The 16,185-nt window shown below is 38.3% G+C and carries 15 protein-coding genes and 1 pseudogene; 12 read left to right on the top strand and 4 right to left on the bottom strand.

What is annotated here, in order from left to right:
- Positions 1 to 165 precede the first annotated feature (165 nt).
- Positions 166 to 490 (bottom strand): annotated as a pseudogene (locus tag ACFOUY_RS12490) (DUF1016 N-terminal domain-containing protein).
- 117 nt (positions 491 to 607) lie between these two features.
- Positions 608 to 1,210, bottom strand: coding sequence for a recombinase family protein (locus ACFOUY_RS12485; RefSeq protein ID WP_378961045.1), 603 nt, complete (start codon positions 1,208 to 1,210; stop codon positions 608 to 610).
- A 363-nt stretch (positions 1,211 to 1,573) separates the two neighbouring features.
- On the opposite strand from ACFOUY_RS12485, the gene ACFOUY_RS12480 reads away from it, so the two are divergent.
- The 9 genes from ACFOUY_RS12480 to ACFOUY_RS12440 all read left to right on the top strand — a co-directional run bounded on the left by ACFOUY_RS12480 (position 1,574) and on the right by ACFOUY_RS12440 (position 9,837).
- A complete protein-coding gene (locus ACFOUY_RS12480; RefSeq protein ID WP_378961044.1) occupies positions 1,574 to 3,238 on the top strand; it encodes an alpha/beta fold hydrolase in 1,665 nt (554 codons plus the stop codon).
- 521 nt (positions 3,239 to 3,759) lie between these two features.
- Positions 3,760 to 4,203, top strand: coding sequence for a LexA family protein (locus ACFOUY_RS12475; RefSeq protein ID WP_378961043.1), 444 nt, complete (start codon positions 3,760 to 3,762; stop codon positions 4,201 to 4,203).
- Positions 4,181 to 5,425 (top strand): Y-family DNA polymerase, encoded by a 1,245-nt coding sequence (locus tag ACFOUY_RS12470; protein WP_378961042.1) that lies wholly within the window; start codon positions 4,181 to 4,183, stop codon positions 5,423 to 5,425. The genes ACFOUY_RS12475 and ACFOUY_RS12470 overlap by 23 nt, the downstream gene beginning before the upstream one ends.
- A gap of 145 nt (positions 5,426 to 5,570) precedes the next feature.
- Positions 5,571 to 6,275, top strand: coding sequence for an SOS response-associated peptidase (locus ACFOUY_RS12465; protein ID WP_378961041.1), 705 nt, complete (start codon positions 5,571 to 5,573; stop codon positions 6,273 to 6,275).
- A 194-nt stretch (positions 6,276 to 6,469) separates the two neighbouring features.
- Positions 6,470 to 6,925 carry a JAB domain-containing protein gene (locus tag ACFOUY_RS12460; RefSeq protein WP_378961039.1) on the top strand — a complete coding sequence of 152 codons (456 nt, stop codon included), beginning with the start codon at positions 6,470 to 6,472 and terminating at the stop codon, positions 6,923 to 6,925.
- Between the two features lie 423 nt (positions 6,926 to 7,348).
- Positions 7,349 to 7,936, top strand: coding sequence for a hypothetical protein (locus ACFOUY_RS12455; protein ID WP_378961038.1), 588 nt, complete (start codon positions 7,349 to 7,351; stop codon positions 7,934 to 7,936).
- 54 nt (positions 7,937 to 7,990) lie between these two features.
- Positions 7,991 to 8,119 (top strand): hypothetical protein, encoded by a 129-nt coding sequence (locus tag ACFOUY_RS12450; protein WP_378961037.1) that lies wholly within the window; start codon positions 7,991 to 7,993, stop codon positions 8,117 to 8,119.
- Between the two features lie 900 nt (positions 8,120 to 9,019).
- Positions 9,020 to 9,190: a hypothetical protein gene (locus tag ACFOUY_RS12445; RefSeq protein ID WP_378961036.1), complete on the top strand. Its 171-nt coding sequence runs from the start codon at positions 9,020 to 9,022 to the stop codon at positions 9,188 to 9,190.
- A gap of 11 nt (positions 9,191 to 9,201) precedes the next feature.
- Positions 9,202 to 9,837: a hypothetical protein gene (locus ACFOUY_RS12440; protein WP_378961035.1), complete on the top strand. Its 636-nt coding sequence runs from the start codon at positions 9,202 to 9,204 to the stop codon at positions 9,835 to 9,837.
- Between the two features lie 332 nt (positions 9,838 to 10,169).
- On the opposite strand, the gene ACFOUY_RS12435 is transcribed toward ACFOUY_RS12440, so the two are convergent.
- Together ACFOUY_RS12435 and ACFOUY_RS12430 are read right to left on the bottom strand one after the other, a co-directional pair.
- Entirely contained in the window at positions 10,170 to 10,370 is a 201-nt protein-coding gene (locus tag ACFOUY_RS12435; protein ID WP_378961034.1) for a hypothetical protein, read from the bottom strand.
- 1,046 nt (positions 10,371 to 11,416) lie between these two features.
- Positions 11,417 to 11,692 (bottom strand): helix-turn-helix domain-containing protein, encoded by a 276-nt coding sequence (locus ACFOUY_RS12430; protein ID WP_378961033.1) that lies wholly within the window; start codon positions 11,690 to 11,692, stop codon positions 11,417 to 11,419.
- A 1,409-nt stretch (positions 11,693 to 13,101) separates the two neighbouring features.
- Here ACFOUY_RS12430 and ACFOUY_RS12425 point away from each other — a divergent pair.
- From ACFOUY_RS12425 to ACFOUY_RS12415, 3 genes are all read left to right on the top strand, one after another.
- Positions 13,102 to 13,512 (top strand): response regulator, encoded by a 411-nt coding sequence (locus ACFOUY_RS12425; RefSeq protein WP_378961032.1) that lies wholly within the window; start codon positions 13,102 to 13,104, stop codon positions 13,510 to 13,512.
- 459 nt (positions 13,513 to 13,971) lie between these two features.
- Positions 13,972 to 15,477 carry a PAS domain-containing protein gene (locus ACFOUY_RS12420; RefSeq protein WP_378961030.1) on the top strand — a complete coding sequence of 502 codons (1,506 nt, stop codon included), beginning with the start codon at positions 13,972 to 13,974 and terminating at the stop codon, positions 15,475 to 15,477.
- Entirely contained in the window at positions 15,443 to 15,883 is a 441-nt protein-coding gene (locus ACFOUY_RS12415) for a hypothetical protein (RefSeq protein ID WP_378961029.1), read from the top strand. The genes ACFOUY_RS12420 and ACFOUY_RS12415 overlap by 35 nt, the downstream gene beginning before the upstream one ends.
- Positions 15,884 to 16,185 lie beyond the last annotated feature (302 nt).

The raw sequence follows: 16,185 nt of genomic DNA, 5'->3' as shown, positions 1-16,185 counted from the left end.
CCGGAAAATGTTGTACCTTTAAGCATACTTTTTGGTGTCGTAACTTAAAGGTATAAAAAACGGGGTGGCTTAGGCTATCCCGTTTATTTTTATCGGACAACAATGTTATCAAATATACTAATTTTTTAATAGACTTACATTTGTAAAATAACTAGAGCGTTTAAATTATCTTAATATATTATGACCCCATGGAATTTGCATTACTGGGTGTTGTGTTATTTTATTATTCAGTTTACTAGATATTTGTAATTGTCCAACAGCCTGTTGGACAATTGAAGATTGATAAAATTCAAAGAACTGCTTTGCATAAGCAAGATTTGTTCTGGAGAGTCCTTTCATGTTAGGAAATTCATACTTTAAATCCTTTGACTTGTTCTAGAATCTTATCTCCCCAGTTACTTAGAGCTGTTTTCTCTGAAATCATTTTGCCTAAATCCCAATAAAAGCAGATTACAGCTGAGTTTACAGCAACGGAGGTTTTTAATTGCACAGACCTAACTTTGGACTTGAGGTCGTTAAGCTAATCTTCGTATTCCTTTGTTATATTATTCATCTTATATTCAACCCACTTATTAATTCATCATCATACACTTTTAAGTATAGTTTTCTATTTTTTTTGCATTTTTTTTATTTCATCGTTGGTGTGCGTGTCTAGAATCTTCGCATGACGATAAAATGTTGCCCTGGTTAATTGAAGTCCTTTATATATTTGCTCAGGAGTTTTATCTAAATTCTTATAAACTGAGCGCATAACCAATAATTTGGAAATGGTATCTTTGGTAAAACCTTTTGGTCTACCACCCATTCTTCCTCTTGCCCTTGCAGATTCTAAACCGGCTTTCGTTCTCTCTCTAATTAATTCTCTTTCATACTCCGCGAGTGAAGCCATTATATTTAAAAAAAGCCTACCATTAATCGTTGAAGTATCAACTCCATCAGTTAAGCCTTTAATTATAATTCCTTGCTCACTTAAATTTAAAACCAAATCAATGATATGTTTTAAGCTTCTTCCTAAACGGTCTAATCTCCAAACAACTAATTCATCACCTTTTCGAAACTGAGCAATCATCTTGTCAAGTTCGGGACGAACTTTCGTTGCTCCGGAAATTGTTTCTCTAAAAACTATTTCACATCCTGCCTTTTCGAGTGCTTCGATTTGCAGATTTAAATTCTGTTCTTTGGTAGAAACCCTGGCATAACCGATCTTCATTATTGTATCATTAAAACGTTGGTTGGTAAATTTGATAAACTTTGTTTTGTGATACAAGTTTTTGGGAAGTTCAGGTTGTAAAATATGATTCAGTCCTAGACAGATTTAAAAATCTCATAATACCACCCTTTTTTGATAATCTTGCCAAATTTTCAAGGTTACGTATCAAGATGTCATGATAAGCAATAGGAGAATTTTCCTTTAGCTTAATAAAACCTTAATGTTAAATAAGGTTAATTTTTTCGTACCCAATGACCGTTTGATCATATTTGGCCATCAATTCGGCTAGTCATGCGTCAACCCATCCTGTTATTCCTTAGAACCTTAAGGTTCTTGTTCCTTTTTATCTGTTTGATGCACATTATGGGGAAAGGCGCTCATTCGCAATCTACAATATTAAAGGGCGTAACCATTGATGGCCAAACTGGTTTGCCGGTGCCCTATGTCAGCGTAGGAATTAAAAACAAGCCTGTAGGCACGGTTTCTGATTCTACAGGCAGGTATTCACTTTCTTACCTCCAGACAGACATTGCAGGCAAGGATTCAATTTTCTTTTCAGCTGTTGGGTATAAAAGCGTGAAGATGGACTGGGACATTTTTTTAAAAACAGAAAAGTTTATCAAGCTATATGAATCACCACAAACGCTTGAAATGGTTAACATCAAAGCAAATCCTGGTCAAATAAAAAATTATGGTCGCTCAAATGCTAGCCTCATATTCTTTCCGGCCATGTATAAAAATATACCAAAACATAGCGATGAGAAAGGGCGAGAGCAGGCTACGATCCTGAAAATTGATCAAAATATTTTCTTAAGGAAGCTAAGTTTTAAAATAAACCGGAGAACTTTCAGCAAGATCAAACTTAGAATGAACATCTATAGTGTTAAAGAGGGGCTGCCGGGTCAATCTATTCTTCACAAAGATGTGGTCTTTGATGTAATTGGCAACACGGAGGTAGGCATGCCACGATCTGTAAGTATAGACTTACGCCCTTACCAAATACATATAAAAGGGCAGAAAGAAATAGCTGTTTCTCTGGCTATTTTAGATTTGGAACCTTTGCTGGGTGATAGTACGCAGTCGGCATTTTTTATACCTTCATTTCCCGGGACATTACGCTCAAGTCTGTACAGGATTAAAGGGGAAGCACAGTGGCAAAAGGTTTCAAGTTCTTACTTGCTTGTAGAGGTTGAGGCATCCTCGATAAAAAGTGGTAAGGAAAGTGCAACTGATAATCTGTCGGATAGTGAGAATGAGATCATTCAGGACAATCCCGCACTATTAGTCCTATTGTATGGGAACAATCAAGGTAAACGTATTAAAGTAGACCAGGGGGAAATTTATTATGAATCTTATGGTCAGGGTAGCCCCTTGTTTTTATTACACGGAAATAATGAGCACATCAATTCATTCAGAGAACAAATTGAACCGTTATCGCGGCATTTCAAAGTAATTGCTTTGGACACCAGGGGTCAGGGCAACAGCATTAACAATAAGGTATCACCCTATACTTATGAGCAGTTCGCTAAAGACCTTTCAGCGGTAATGGATTCGTTATCTATAAAGAAGGCCAGCTTGCTAGGCTGGAGTGACGGTGGGAATACCGCATTGATGTTTGCATTAATGCATCCTAAAAAGGTAGAGAAAATAGTAGTTATGGGCGCAAATCTGTTTCCAGGAGCAGACGCTATTGAAGAAGACGTTATCCAAATATTTGAACATCGTAGGGATAGCTTATTAAAAAGTGCTGATCCGGATTCTCAAAATCAAATGCGCCTGGCTGATCTAGTATTAAAAGAGCCACATTTAGACGAGAAAGCCTTACAGCAAATAGTTGCACCTGTTCTGGTAGTAGCAGGAGAATTTGATGTTATAAAAAGAAAGCATACCATATTAATCCAATCGTTTATCAAGAATTCCCGACTTGAAATCATACCCGGTAGCGACCATTATGCCCCACTAAAGAATCCGAAAGTTTTTAATAAGATCGTACTCGACTTCCTGGCCCCAGGGAAAAGCGTAGATTAGGGAAATAAATCAAAGAAAAGCATAAAAACCAAAACGAGTTCGCTTCATAAATTTCGAGGGAGTAATACAGCTCACAGTATTACAATCAATTTAGACATATCCTGTTTAGTCTACGATCTCGCGCATATTGATTGAAAAATCTGGTCATTCAATTGACTTCCCGCAACGCGATATAACAAGCCGTCATCTTGCTTCTGCACATATCCCTTAAATGCGGCGTTAACCATAACCCTGAATAAAGTTTTATTTCCTTTGACCTGTGAAAGCACAATCTGCTCATCATTGGAACTTAATGTTATATTTTTCGTTGCCGCCTCACTAATCATCATTCTGCAAATTTTACTAATTTAAGTAGTAAATCCAAATTTGGATGTAAAATTATTTTTATAAATATTTATCAACATTTTATATTTTGTTAATCATTTGGTTTATAGCTATTTGTTTGCCTTCGTCAGTTATGTTTCCACACTGCTTTTAATTGCTAAAAATTTTAGTAATTTTGTTTTAGTAAGTTTTGGGATATGATAAGAGAATTAGAGATTGCAAAGAATGAAGTGCTGGAGACACTGGATAATCCAGGCAGGGTATCCGGTTTTATTTCACCAGCTGAAGATTATAAACAGCGCAGACTTCATATAGCCCAGCGCATCGTTAAAGACCCGACCAATACGTTTTATTTCGAAGCGGATGATGACCAGATGCGCTATTTTGGGATTATGAAAGGTTGTATTATTATCGTTGATAAATCTGTTCAGGTCGTATCCGGAACGCTAATTGTTTGCTGCGTAGATGAGGAATGGCTCACCCGGAAACTGATTATAAAGGGCGAAAATACCTATCTATGCATCAATGATAGCATGGATGCCTGTATGAATATTACCGGGCGCAACATTACTGTTTTTGGTGCGGTTACCTGGACCTGCTTACCTCATTCGCTGCAGCATGTTCGCACTGGCCGATTGTAATAATTTTTATGCAAGCTGTCACCGCCTGTTTGAGCCTCAATATAACGGCGTTCCGGTTGTGGTGCTCAGTAATAACGATGGCTGCGTCATTGCCAGAAGCAATGAAGCCAAAGCCTGCGGCATTGCTATGGGTGCACCTTTCTTTAAGATCAGGGATGAAATTAAAAAACATAACATAGCGGTATTCAGTAGCCATTATACCCTTTATGGCGATATCAGTGCTAGGGTGATGACCAATCTGGCCAGATTTACACCGGATGTAGAAGTATATAGTGTTGATGAATGTTTTCTGGGGCTTTCCGGCTATGGGGATTTAAATAATTATGGAAGAGAAATCAGGGAAACAGTTATTGTAAATACCGGCATTCCCATCAGTGTTGGGATCGCACCGACCAAAGTTCTGGCAAAGGTGGCCAATAAGACCTCCAAAAAATATAATGGGGTGATGGTCCTCCAGACAAATGAAGAAATTACGGCTGCGCTCAGCGATTATCCGGTGGAAGATTTATGGGGTGTGGGAAGACAGTTTAGCCACAAGCTGATTAAAGAAGGAATTGAAACTGCGGCCCAATTCAGGGCATTGCCCATTGACTGGGTGCAGGCACATATGACCATTGTTGGCGTTAGGTTATGGCGGGAACTCTGGGGGGAAAGCTGCATACCGCTCAAAACAGCACTTGATCCTAAAAAAGGAATGTGCACCAGCCGGGCTTTTGGGAAAATGACCGCAGATTATACGGAGCTTAAAGAAGCAACTTCATCTTACGCAGCAAGGCTCGGCACAAAACTGAGGCGGGAAAAGCTTTGTGCCAGCGTTCTATCGGTACGCTTACTGACCAACAAATTTGGCCCGCAAGCCTCAATGGCATTTCCGTCCATCACCATTCCTTTACCGCATCCTGTAAATAACACGATAGATCTGGTAAGCACGGCTTTATTCGGGCTTAAAAAGATTTACCTGCGCGGCTTTCTGTTTCAGAAGGTTGAAGTTACCGCAACTGGGCTCATCCCGGAAAAAGAAGTACAGCTTAATATTTTTAGCGATTTTAAGGGAGAGAAACATGATAAAGTTTCAAAGGTGCTCGATAAGCTTAATATGCATTATGGCGCGGGGACTTTAAAAATGGCGGGAGAGGGGCTGATTCAAAACTGGACAATGAAAAGGGAGTTTTTAAGGCCATCATATACAACAGACTGGAAAGATATCATAAAAGTTAAATAACATGAAAGAATTAATTGAACTGATTAAAAAATATTTGCTAAAAGAAGCTTCTACACTAAACCAGATTACTGATAAGCCAAAACCTAAAGCAAAGAAGAAGTAAAAACCTAATTCCCTAAAGGCGTGTTATCTAAAAAAAGAAAACATGTGCGCCAGATATACATTAACTGCAGAAGAGAAAGAAATATTGAAAGCCTATCCTCATCAGATTCAGGGGGAATGGAATCCAAATTATAATTTGGCCATTACCCAGAAAGGTTTGGTCATTACTGCAGATGAACCGGATATTATCCAACAGATGGCTTTTGGAATTGTGCCACACTTTGCACTTAGCCTTAAGTTAACCCGGGATACCTGGAACATCAAAAGCGAAACTGCAATGGAAAGCGGCCTATGGCGGCCATTGCTTAAATTTCATAAAACCTGCCTGGTGATGGCCGATGGCTTCTATGAATGGAAAGAGCTTGCTAAAGGGGAAAAGCAACCTTATCGCTTCACGCTGAAAAACCGTAAATTGTTCTGTTTTGCCGGACTTTGGTCCCAATGGATGGATGCGGAAACTGGTGAGAAATTCCGTACCTATGGAATTCTGACGACTGAAGCGAATCCCCTGGTTGCCCAAATACACAGCAAAAAACGTATGCCCGTAATTCTGACTAAACCCGAAGAAGAAATCTGGTTAAGTAAATCCCTTCCCCTTGAAACTAAAATGCTTGTACTCGATACCTTTCCTGAAGAGGAAATGAAGCGTACTCAGGTTGGCAAAAGGGTAAATGCGGTTTCGACTCTCAAAAAACCGAACAACGATCCGGATTTATTATCGCCCTTAAATACGGATGAAGACCTGTAATCACCATCAAGTAGATGCAGGTCATTGGGGGGACATTTAATCGGGTACAAATTTAGGTTTTCTTTCCGGCACGCAGCTGGAAATTCCGGCATAAACCCGCCTGTGGCCTTTACCCGCTTTCCCATTTATTCCGTTGCTTCCCCTGCTTTGGCGGAATGAAAACCAGTCCGGTACCATAATTAAATCAAAATATTATGGAAAAGACAACCTATCAGGCAGCAGAAATCGAAATTAGCTACAAACCTAATTTCAAGGCATCAGAAAGACCGCAAATAGACAGCTCGTCAAGGGCTTTTGATATTCTGTTAAACAGCTGGAGTGAAGACAAAATTGAGTTTCTGGAGGAATTTAAGATCATCTTACTAAATCGGGCAAACCGTGTATTGGGTATTGTCAATATTTCACAGGGAGGTATTGCAGGAGCCTACACGGATCCAAAAGTGATTTTTGCCATCGCCCTTAAGGCCAATTCGAGCGGCATAATTCTCAGTCACAACCATCCCTCAGGAAATACACAGCCCAGTCAGGCAGATATTAGACTTACCGAGAAAATGGTGAAGATTGGTGAACTCCTTGAACTTCCAATTCTCGACCACATCATTGTCTGCACGGACAAATATTATAGTTTTAAGGACGAAGAACTAATGTAGTACGACCAGCGCCCGCATTGCGCAGGCGCTTTTTTTACTCATTTTTTTCTCTTTTCTTTCTTTCTCTTCTTTGATCAAGTGACTGAAAGTTTCAACCAAGCTTTTTGGGTAGCAAATTTCTGAACAATCCCCCTGCCGGCAAGACCGAGCCTGCGGTTTGCCGAAAAAAAATCTTCCTTTCTCGCTGCGCTCCAAAGCGTATTTGTTTTTCGCAAAGTCTTGCCTCACAGTGGTATTGTATTCAGGAGAGGTGGCTTAACAAAAAGCCAGGAGGCTCCTGCCGACTGACTTACAATAGCGAAATACAATGGATACTAAAAAAGGAAGAAGCCCACCCTCGTGCCACCTCCGCAGAGCGGAGACGTTGCCCTCATTGGGGGGCTAATTAAACAAATTTTATTTAGACATCAAAAAATAAGAATCATGAAAAATCAGGAAGTAAATACAACTAACGGAAAAGCAGACTTCATCAATATCAAAGATGCTAAAAACCCAATTTATCAGCCAATGGCGGGGAAAACGATAAACAATGCCGAAAATAAAACAGCCATTAAGGATGAACCCAAAAAAATGGAAGCTGATTTGGAAATGGTAAAGGATGCCCCAAAGCCAGTGATTGACGCACTAAAATCAGTTGGAGCGGTCGTATTGCCCGAAGCAACAAAAGCGGAAAATCTTGCACCCGAAAAGGTAGAAGCTAAAATCACACCAGCACTCAATTTGGAGGGTACATTAAAATTGGTGGAAGAACTGCACCGCCGAATGGTGCAGCGTGGAAGACTGGTTCACACCATCGATAATCTCGATAAATTCGAAATTGAGCAAAAAGAAGAGGCTGAAGACACGACCTCAAACTATTATCAAGGCTGTGAAATCGAGATTACAGATGATAAACGAAATAAGTTCTCCACCAAGAATCCCGTGATCATTAAAGCGGTTGCCCTGTTCGTGCGTGACTTGTGTACAAACCGATTGGCGGAAATCGAAGCAGAAATTATTATTCCTGCATAAATTTTTTTTACACCCTGCCCGAAACGGGCAGGGTGTACCCAAAAACAAAATCTTATGTATGATGCATTTTTTGAACTCCTCGACCAGTTACACTGGAAAGGATATGCTGAAAACCTGCAGGAAGAAAATCCACAGATTTTTAACATTCAATTCAACGAATTTTTGACTACCTACAAAAACTAAAATCATGAAAACAGAGGAAATATTTTTTATCGTCCGCACTATGCACCAAAGGGTGCCATGTATTGTGGCAAGTGTTGGCCAGTGCTCAAATGTTTAATACCTTAGACGAATTAATTATAATAAAGGTTACGCAGGCTACGATTAAAATGTGACTGCGCTTGTAAAATTACTCAGTAAAAGAAATGCAATGGATAGTGTGGGGATTTACCTTCTCATTAAAGAAAGGTTTTTAATAAATTTCATGTCCTGAAAGAGAATACTTTTTGTCTGCTACGGAGGTTTTTAGGGATTTTATCACGCTATTAATTGGTTTTTCAGAGTTTTAAAGTGCCTTAGGTTAGTTGCAGGTTTTATCGTGGGAAACTTTTTTAAATTTTCCATGAAGCGGTTATAAGACAGGCTTAGGCACAACATTAATTTTTGCAAATTCTATTAATGGGTGCAAAAATGATATGTTGCCATTTAAAATTTAGCGTTACTGGTTTCTTAAATGCTGATTATAGGTTTCAGCCTATTGAACATGGTGTTTTCTTTCCTGTCAATTGTCATGGTTTAGATAATAAAGTGGCGTAATCAAATGCGAAAATCATAATGTATACTAAGCTAGGGAAGATGATAGTGCTCTCGCTAAACAATATGTTGTAGATATTGTATATAGAGAGGGAGATACTTATCTTGCACAACTAACTGAAGCTATTGATGTAAGTCTTGCTATAATTATCTATATTTGTATCAGAGTACAGGATGCTGGAACAGGTGGTGCTATTGAAACAGGTAGATATTCTTTTGCAATAGTAATAAACATGGAGCATAAGCTGCGATTTAAGTTATAATGGAAACTCAATGGACCTGGTAATCAATGATAGGTTCATAGGATTTCAACTAAGATATATAGATAGCATGAGTAATAAAGACAGCCAAAAATTAATCGACCTTGCTAAAAAAGAAAGAAGCATGGATTCATCAAGGGAAGCTGCTATGGCTAGATTAGTCAATGCTGGCATAGTTGATAAAAACGGTAATTACACGAAAAATTATCCTGCACTAGCCTCTTTCTCTAAGCAAAAATAATCATTTTTTAGATGTACAATCAGCGGCCTAACCTTATTTTGGGCTTTCATGGATGCGATCAGAGCGTTCGTGATCAGCTTTTGCTTGACCCAAATAAATATAAGACGAGCAAGGAGGATTATGATTGGCTGGGTCACGGGATTTATTTCTGGGAGAACAATTATGAACGTGCACTGGAATGGGCTAATGATAAAAAGAAGCGTGGCACCATCACAAACCCTGCTGTAGTAGGTGCTGTAATCCAGCTCGGTAACTGTTGTGATCTGACCGACAGAAATTCTATTGAGGTGGTAAAATCTTACTATCAAAACTTAAAAGAGGATTTCGCGGATATTGGTATACCACTTCCGGTAAATAAAGATATAAAAGCTGATAAGCATAAGGATATGCTCCTTCGTGAACTTGACTGTACCGTTCTGGAATACATGCACTCCAGGATATTAGATGGCTATAAAGCTGATCTAAGTGCTAAGGGATATAGTGAATTTGCTATTTATGACTCCACCCGTGGTATATTTACAGAAGGTGGCCCCGCCTTTGATGGTTCTGGGATTTTTGATAAAAGCCATATCCAGATCTGTATACGCAATTCCAATTGCATAAAAGGATTCTTTATGCCAAGAAAGGAAATTAAATGGCCGGTTTAAAGCGTCGTTCTAGAAGCTGCTTTCTTGATCATCTAGCGGTTAGTATTTACTGGCTACCTATTCTTTGACTGTCCCCTGCAGGCCGGGCCATTTGCTGTATCTTTTGTTCCAAAAAGATGCCGCGGCTGCCCCTGACAGAATTAGGAAAACGAGATTGGTCAAATAAATATTCTAAGGCTAAAGCACATTATATTTTCAGATTTTAGAATGTGCTCATATTTACCTGCTTATATTTGTGGCTGTTTATCGTTAACTAATACTGTTTAATATATAAATATTATTAAATAACTTTGGTGACCCTTTATTTCATTTAGCTGTGGCTTAATAATAGCTTATTCCAAATTTGGATCAGCAGGATATTTTAAGTTAAATTCTTTAACAATGTTGTCCGTGATCAGGATTGAATCTTTTGCAAATGCTTCCAGGATTGTAGTATTGTGAATTCTCATCAATCCAAGACTACCAGCCATTACAACATCACGGTCTTTTAAAAAATTAAAGTATTTATGGTTTTCAAGTGGTTTTGTGCACAAACCAATTTAATTGACCCCTTTGCACCAATTTTTAATTGATTGTAAATGCTTTTAAAATAGTGTGTTGTAATATATTTTTTATCGGCGAGACGGGGCCAATCTACTACGGTTTATCCAATTCGTGTCTATGGAGTTCATTAGAGCTAGGTTGAATATAGAGGTGATGCGCATAGGTAAACTCATTGTTGCAAGGATAGTTCAAAGGATCGGATATAAGCTTTTACTCATTTGGGTTTTCTGATCTTAAGTTCCAAAATGACTTGATTAATCCTATCGGAATCTCCAGTCGAATTCATTGGTTTCTCCTTGTCAACGAAAAAAAGCAAAACTATTCTCATTCATATTTGCCAAGTTTTTGTGTTCTAAATTTTTAGTACAACGGTTGCCACTTTTCCGAAAAACTAGATTTTTATATAAATCCCTTGCTCTTCAAGTCATCAACAATTGGCCTGAGAACCTGTAAGAAAGCACTTAAGTGTTCAAAGTAATCTTCATTTAGGGTAGTAAGCTTGTTGACAAGCAATGATTTCATCTTCTCCATTATTGTTTTGGCAATCCCTTTATTTTAATGGAAAAAATCAAAAAAAAATGCTCATGTCGTACCAATTTTTTTATCCTATTTATAGTTGTGTTGCTAAAATTAGTGGTTTGCTGAAACCACATGAAAATCTTCCTGTGCCGCAAATGGTAGACAAACTCTTGCTGATGAAAATTTCAAATCTAGGTCGGAATTTCAGTTGATAATTGGTATAAGTTAATTCTTATGAGGCTACCCAAAGGATTGAAGGATGGTTTGTAGCTGAGGTAGCCTCCTCGCACCAAATCAGTTAAGCATTTGTGATACGTGGCTGTTGATTTGATTCGTGAGTATTGCATGAGTTTACTTCTACTAATATGGAACTGTAGATTGGAATCGTTCTTACTATAATAGAAAATAGCTACGAAAAGAGAAATATGGGTCGGTAAAAGTTTATCGTCGAGGGATACTTTTTTTAAGAAATCGCCTATCAGGAATGAATTTTTCATGAAATCTATTTTGCTCACGGCTAATGTTTTAAAAGGTTATTTTCTAGTACATTCAAAATGTCTTCACGTTTATAGTAGGGTATTTTGCCAATCATGCTGTAGCGAAGGGTTCCATTAACCCTAAGATTTTGCAATGTACCCTGTGAAATATTCAGCAGCTTTCTTACTTCCGCACTCCTGAGCCACTCCGATTTTTCGTTGGGAGTAGTGTGATGTTTAAGAATTCCTTTTATTTCAGCCAGTAGAACTTCTTTAAATATTTCCAAATCTTCTGTTGTGATCAAATCTAACTTCATAGTCTTAGATAATTTTGATAAGTAATACGATGCAATTTGGATGATATAATCTAAAGTATTTAGGTATCACCAAGGTGATACCTAACGATTTTTTGTAAATAAGAAGTGTGTTAAAATTATATTTTTATGAAATCACACGGCAATTTGGCTTCGAAGATTTACTTTTTCTAGTTAAGACAGTGAAGAGCCTTGATAATGTATTCGAACGAAGAGAAGACGTTTTTACAAATACTGATGTTGAGAACGAAGTTCATTTCATTTTTTTAATTTAGATTGAACCAAATAGATTTATTCTAAATTATGTTTATCTTTATCATAAGATTTGCAATCAAAAATTATCAAGGTGAGTTTTGACGATGTTATTTTGAAAAATTGTTACAATATACTGAATTACAACAGGTTAAGTGGGTGAGTTCGACTCCCTTCGGCTCCACTGGAATCAGTAATCAAATTTATCAAAAAAAACTAAAAGCCTGCAAATCAACGATTTGCAGGCTTTTAGTTTTTAGGACGAGCCAAAACACTAAATGCGTACCTCAATCAACTTGAATTACAGGTACAGTATACACAAAGACGACTTTTGATGTTAGTTCATGAAATTAATGCAGAGAGCTTAATGGATGGGTATTTAGGTAAATCAGAAAACTTAAGGAGGTATATGAAGACCACAATAAGTATATGGAAACGCTGGTTAGTAGCGATTTCTCCAAAATGACACTTTTGAGATATCAGACCGCACTACGTCATATTAAACAATTTTGAGAGAAAAACACAAAGTATTGGATATCGATATCAAAAAAATCGATCATAAATTTTTAACCGATTACTATTTTTTTCTAAGATCAGTACAGAAATGCTTAAACAACACTGCAACAAAAAGCATGGTGCGGTCTGGGAATAATGATATAGGATTATCTCAGAAGTGCGGAAGCTTTACGATTCGCTGGACTTGATTTTTATTTAGGTTATAGTATTTTAGGCCTCAAATCTTATCAGAAGACTTCTTGAATCAAAGGATTAGACCATTAATTAAGACAGTGATTAGCTACTATATCAAACAATTTACATCTGCATTGGTTTCTGAATTCCAAAATTGTTCTTATATTTCAATGGTCGATGTTATTTAGAAAAGAACAAAAAGTATCACGCGATAGACTATTTTATTGACGAAGAGGAGATGATGATAAACGATAAACGGTTGCCGGAATTTTTTGCAGGAATAAAAGAGTCATCGTTGACCTTTAGCTTCAGTTAAGACTTGTCAAGTTGCTGGGGAAACGGTCAATGCAAGAGAAGGATAAGCAGCAGCTCCTCATAATAAATATTGAGTTCTGCGTTGCGGAGCTGGACAAAATAATCAGAGAGATAACGGAAAAATCTGAAAATCAGGGGAAATCAAGCAGGCTGTGATGAAAAACATAATTCTGGTAGTAGACGACGATAGTATGGTACTGTTCATTCACGGGGTGGTAATAGAAGAGAGTGCCCTGACAGCCAAAGCAGAATATTTTCTTTCGGCTGTTGATGCGCTTTCTAGGATAACCGCCGAGGCAGACCCAGATTTATGTTTCTTGATTTTTCTGGACATAAATATGCCCGTTCTAGATGGATGGCAGATGCTGGAAAAGTTAAGTGTTCATCCTAAAAGAGAAAAGATACACGTTATAATGGTGTCTTCTTCTATTGATCAGGTGGATATGGAAATGGCCGCCTCCCATGATATGGTTATGAGCTATTTGTCCAAGCCATTGAAAGAGGAAGATCTTGACCGTTTGAAGGAAAAGAAAAGGCTGGCTCCTTTTTTTTTGGCAACTATTTAGGGTACCTCTTGCATGAAATTGCAACCTACAGGCTTTTTTTCGGTACTTCGCCAGCTTTTGATATTTGATTACTTGGTACATTTTATCACATTTATGAAAAAAACAGTTGAAAACGGGTTAATTGTTACCTCTCCATAGCCAATCTGAAGGACGGGTAATAGTGATCAAAATGGTTTCCATGGCAGTGTACATTCTAAACTCTCAGTCCAGGACACGATTTTTAGAATCGTAGCCTAGGTGCCGTGAAAAAAATATTAAACTGCACCAAAGTATATCAAGGAATTTATCAAAGATTGATTATTGACACAATAAGTGTTTATATGTATTATGAGATCAGTTTACACTGATTTTGAGTACCTCGCAGAAAATTACCGCAAAGTTATGTACATTTATCAATGCGGTAGTTGAAAGGAAAGTAGATTCGTCTTTCGGGTGCCTAAGGTCATCCAAATCGCTTTTATGAGCAACGTATTTTTAGTGCCTGATAAAGAAAAGAACTATCAAAGTTACATGGTTTATGTACTAACCATTATTTGGTCTATGGTAACGGGAATAGTCGTTTCTATAGGTTTTTTTTATTTCCCAAAATTGTGGTCACGGTGGCTTATCTTACTTAGTATTGCGCTTTTCATAGCTGTCTTTAACCTGATTTTAAACCACTTTGGTCGAACTTGGACTGCAAGCTGGTCACTTACTGGTATGCTATGGCTATTCATTACCATCCCCTGTTACTCGGCTGGAGGAATTTTTGCACCTGGAATTCTATCACAAATGAGTGTGATACTCACTGCTGGATTTTTATTGGGACGAAAAGGCGGTCTGGCTATTGGCTTATTAACTGTAGCTGCAGACTTCCTGTTGGCCTACTTGGAGGTGATAGGTCATTTGCCTGCCCCGATGGTCGTACATGATCCAATCAGCCGTTGGATCAGCGCTATCATTCCCTTTGGAACAGTCCTGGTTTTACAATATTATTCCATCAATCACTTGCGCAGCAGTTTGATCTCCTTGCAGCGGGAAATCATCAAGCGCAAAGACGCGGAAAAACAGAATGACAAAACCATTCACAATCTCAGCGTGCGGGAGAAAGAACTGAAAGATTATAAGTATGCATTAGATGTTTCTTCCATTGTTAGTATATCCGCTGTGGACGGCACCTTCATTTTTGTCAACGAGAATTTCTGTAAGGTTAGTAAATACAGCTCGGAAGAGCTTGTAGGCAATCAACACACCATGCTCTGGTCGGGATATCATCCTCAAGAGTATTTTATGGATTTAGTAACCGCCATGCAACAGGGTACGTCTTATCGTGCAGAATTTTGCAATAGAGCCAAAGATGGCTCCCTCTATTGGGTAGATACCATGATCGTTCCCTTTTTGAATGAGGAAGGGGATGTATACCAATATATGTCCATTAACCGGGATATCACACGTGAAAAAGAAGCCTTGGAGCAGCTCAGGGCAAGTGAGGAACGCTATAAATCGATTATAGCCGTTTCAAATACCGGCGCCTGGGAATACAATCTCGATACACAACGGGTATGGTATAGTGCACAATACTTTGCCATGCTTGGATTAGATCGAACAGACGGTGTTTGGGAGGATATAGAAGGTATGTCCTGGGTTGAGCGGCTCCATCCGGAAGATCGTGAACGTTCCACAAAGATTTTTAATGAATTTTTAATGAGTGAGTCAACAGAACTGTATGAGAGTTTTTTCCGCATGCGACACCAAAACGGAGACTGGGTTTGGATTTGGTCACGTGCGAGGAGGCTGCGTGACAAAGATGGAAACATGACTAATATAAGTCTGGGCACCCACACAGATATTTCAGAGCGAATAAAATCAGAGGAGAAAATCAAAGAAAGTGAACAATTAATCAAAAAGATCACCAGCCAGGTCCCGGGGAATACCTATATGTTTGAAATAGATGAAAGAGGCTTACCGATCAGAGGCGTTAATTAGTTTCCAATACCGAATTATTGTAAAAGATATGGTTCGTTGGCGTTGGTTACAGGCTGTCCCTGAAAAAAATAAGCAGGGAAAGATGATATGGTATGGGGCAACTCGCGATATTACTGCCTTGGTAGATTATATCGTTTCTGTGGAGCAAATCCTGTTTGATATCTCCCATGTCATGCGTCGTCCTATCTCTTCGATGCTTGGCATTACCACACTCATCAAAGAATTAAAACTTGATCCCGAAAAAGTGATGAATCTAGCCCACCAACTTCATCCGGTCGCCATGGAAATGGATAAGTTTATAAGGGAATTAAACAACGTGTATGAACAGAAACGACAAATTAATTCGCTCAACATCGATTTTTCTTCACTGGTTGATAAGCGAAGTTCAATGTTCAGGCCAACATAATAGCCAAACCTACAAGAGAATTTCACTTATCTGCCCAAGATGTAACACCTACGCAATAATCCGCAGTGAACTACGAAGGGGAATGTATTCATGTTGATTCCCACAACTCAAGGATTGCTATCGCTTTCTTTATGAAAATTTAAGATTATTATTTTTAGAATAACGATCCAATTAGATATTTACGCTATATTGATTCCTAGTTATCGTTCAATCACACCCTATCCGCATTCTATAATCGTTAGGTTATGGTTCGTTTATGCTGGCTGATATGTTTCAACTGCCACAACACATTAATTTTTTCC

The sequence above is a fragment of the Pedobacter jamesrossensis genome (genome assembly GCF_042650905.1).
Taxonomy (GTDB): domain Bacteria; phylum Bacteroidota; class Bacteroidia; order Sphingobacteriales; family Sphingobacteriaceae; genus Pedobacter; species Pedobacter jamesrossensis.
Note: the sequence above shows the minus strand (reverse complement) of the source record. Positions and strands in the feature narration are given on the sequence as shown.

Bases quoted from the DNA above. Each gene is read 5' to 3' on its own strand.
- ACFOUY_RS12485 (WP_378961045.1), bottom strand. From the start codon at position 1,210: ATGAAGATCGGTTATGCCAGGGTTTCTACCAAAGAACAGAATTTAAAT.
- ACFOUY_RS12480 (WP_378961044.1), top strand. From the start codon at position 1,574: ATGGGGAAAGGCGCTCATTCGCAATCTACAATATTAAAGGGCGTAACC.
- ACFOUY_RS12475 (WP_378961043.1), top strand. From the start codon at position 3,760: ATGATAAGAGAATTAGAGATTGCAAAGAATGAAGTGCTGGAGACACTG.
- ACFOUY_RS12470 (WP_378961042.1), top strand. From the start codon at position 4,181: ATGTTCGCACTGGCCGATTGTAATAATTTTTATGCAAGCTGTCACCGC.
- ACFOUY_RS12465 (WP_378961041.1), top strand. From the start codon at position 5,571: ATGTGCGCCAGATATACATTAACTGCAGAAGAGAAAGAAATATTGAAA.
- ACFOUY_RS12460 (WP_378961039.1), top strand. From the start codon at position 6,470: ATGGAAAAGACAACCTATCAGGCAGCAGAAATCGAAATTAGCTACAAA.
- ACFOUY_RS12455 (WP_378961038.1), top strand. From the start codon at position 7,349: ATGAAAAATCAGGAAGTAAATACAACTAACGGAAAAGCAGACTTCATC.
- ACFOUY_RS12450 (WP_378961037.1), top strand. From the start codon at position 7,991: ATGTATGATGCATTTTTTGAACTCCTCGACCAGTTACACTGGAAAGGA.
- ACFOUY_RS12445 (WP_378961036.1), top strand. From the start codon at position 9,020: ATGAGTAATAAAGACAGCCAAAAATTAATCGACCTTGCTAAAAAAGAA.
- ACFOUY_RS12440 (WP_378961035.1), top strand. From the start codon at position 9,202: ATGTACAATCAGCGGCCTAACCTTATTTTGGGCTTTCATGGATGCGAT.
- ACFOUY_RS12430 (WP_378961033.1), bottom strand. From the start codon at position 11,692: ATGAAGTTAGATTTGATCACAACAGAAGATTTGGAAATATTTAAAGAA.
- ACFOUY_RS12425 (WP_378961032.1), top strand. From the start codon at position 13,102: ATGAAAAACATAATTCTGGTAGTAGACGACGATAGTATGGTACTGTTC.
- ACFOUY_RS12420 (WP_378961030.1), top strand. From the start codon at position 13,972: ATGAGCAACGTATTTTTAGTGCCTGATAAAGAAAAGAACTATCAAAGT.
- ACFOUY_RS12415 (WP_378961029.1), top strand. From the start codon at position 15,443: ATGAAAGAGGCTTACCGATCAGAGGCGTTAATTAGTTTCCAATACCGA.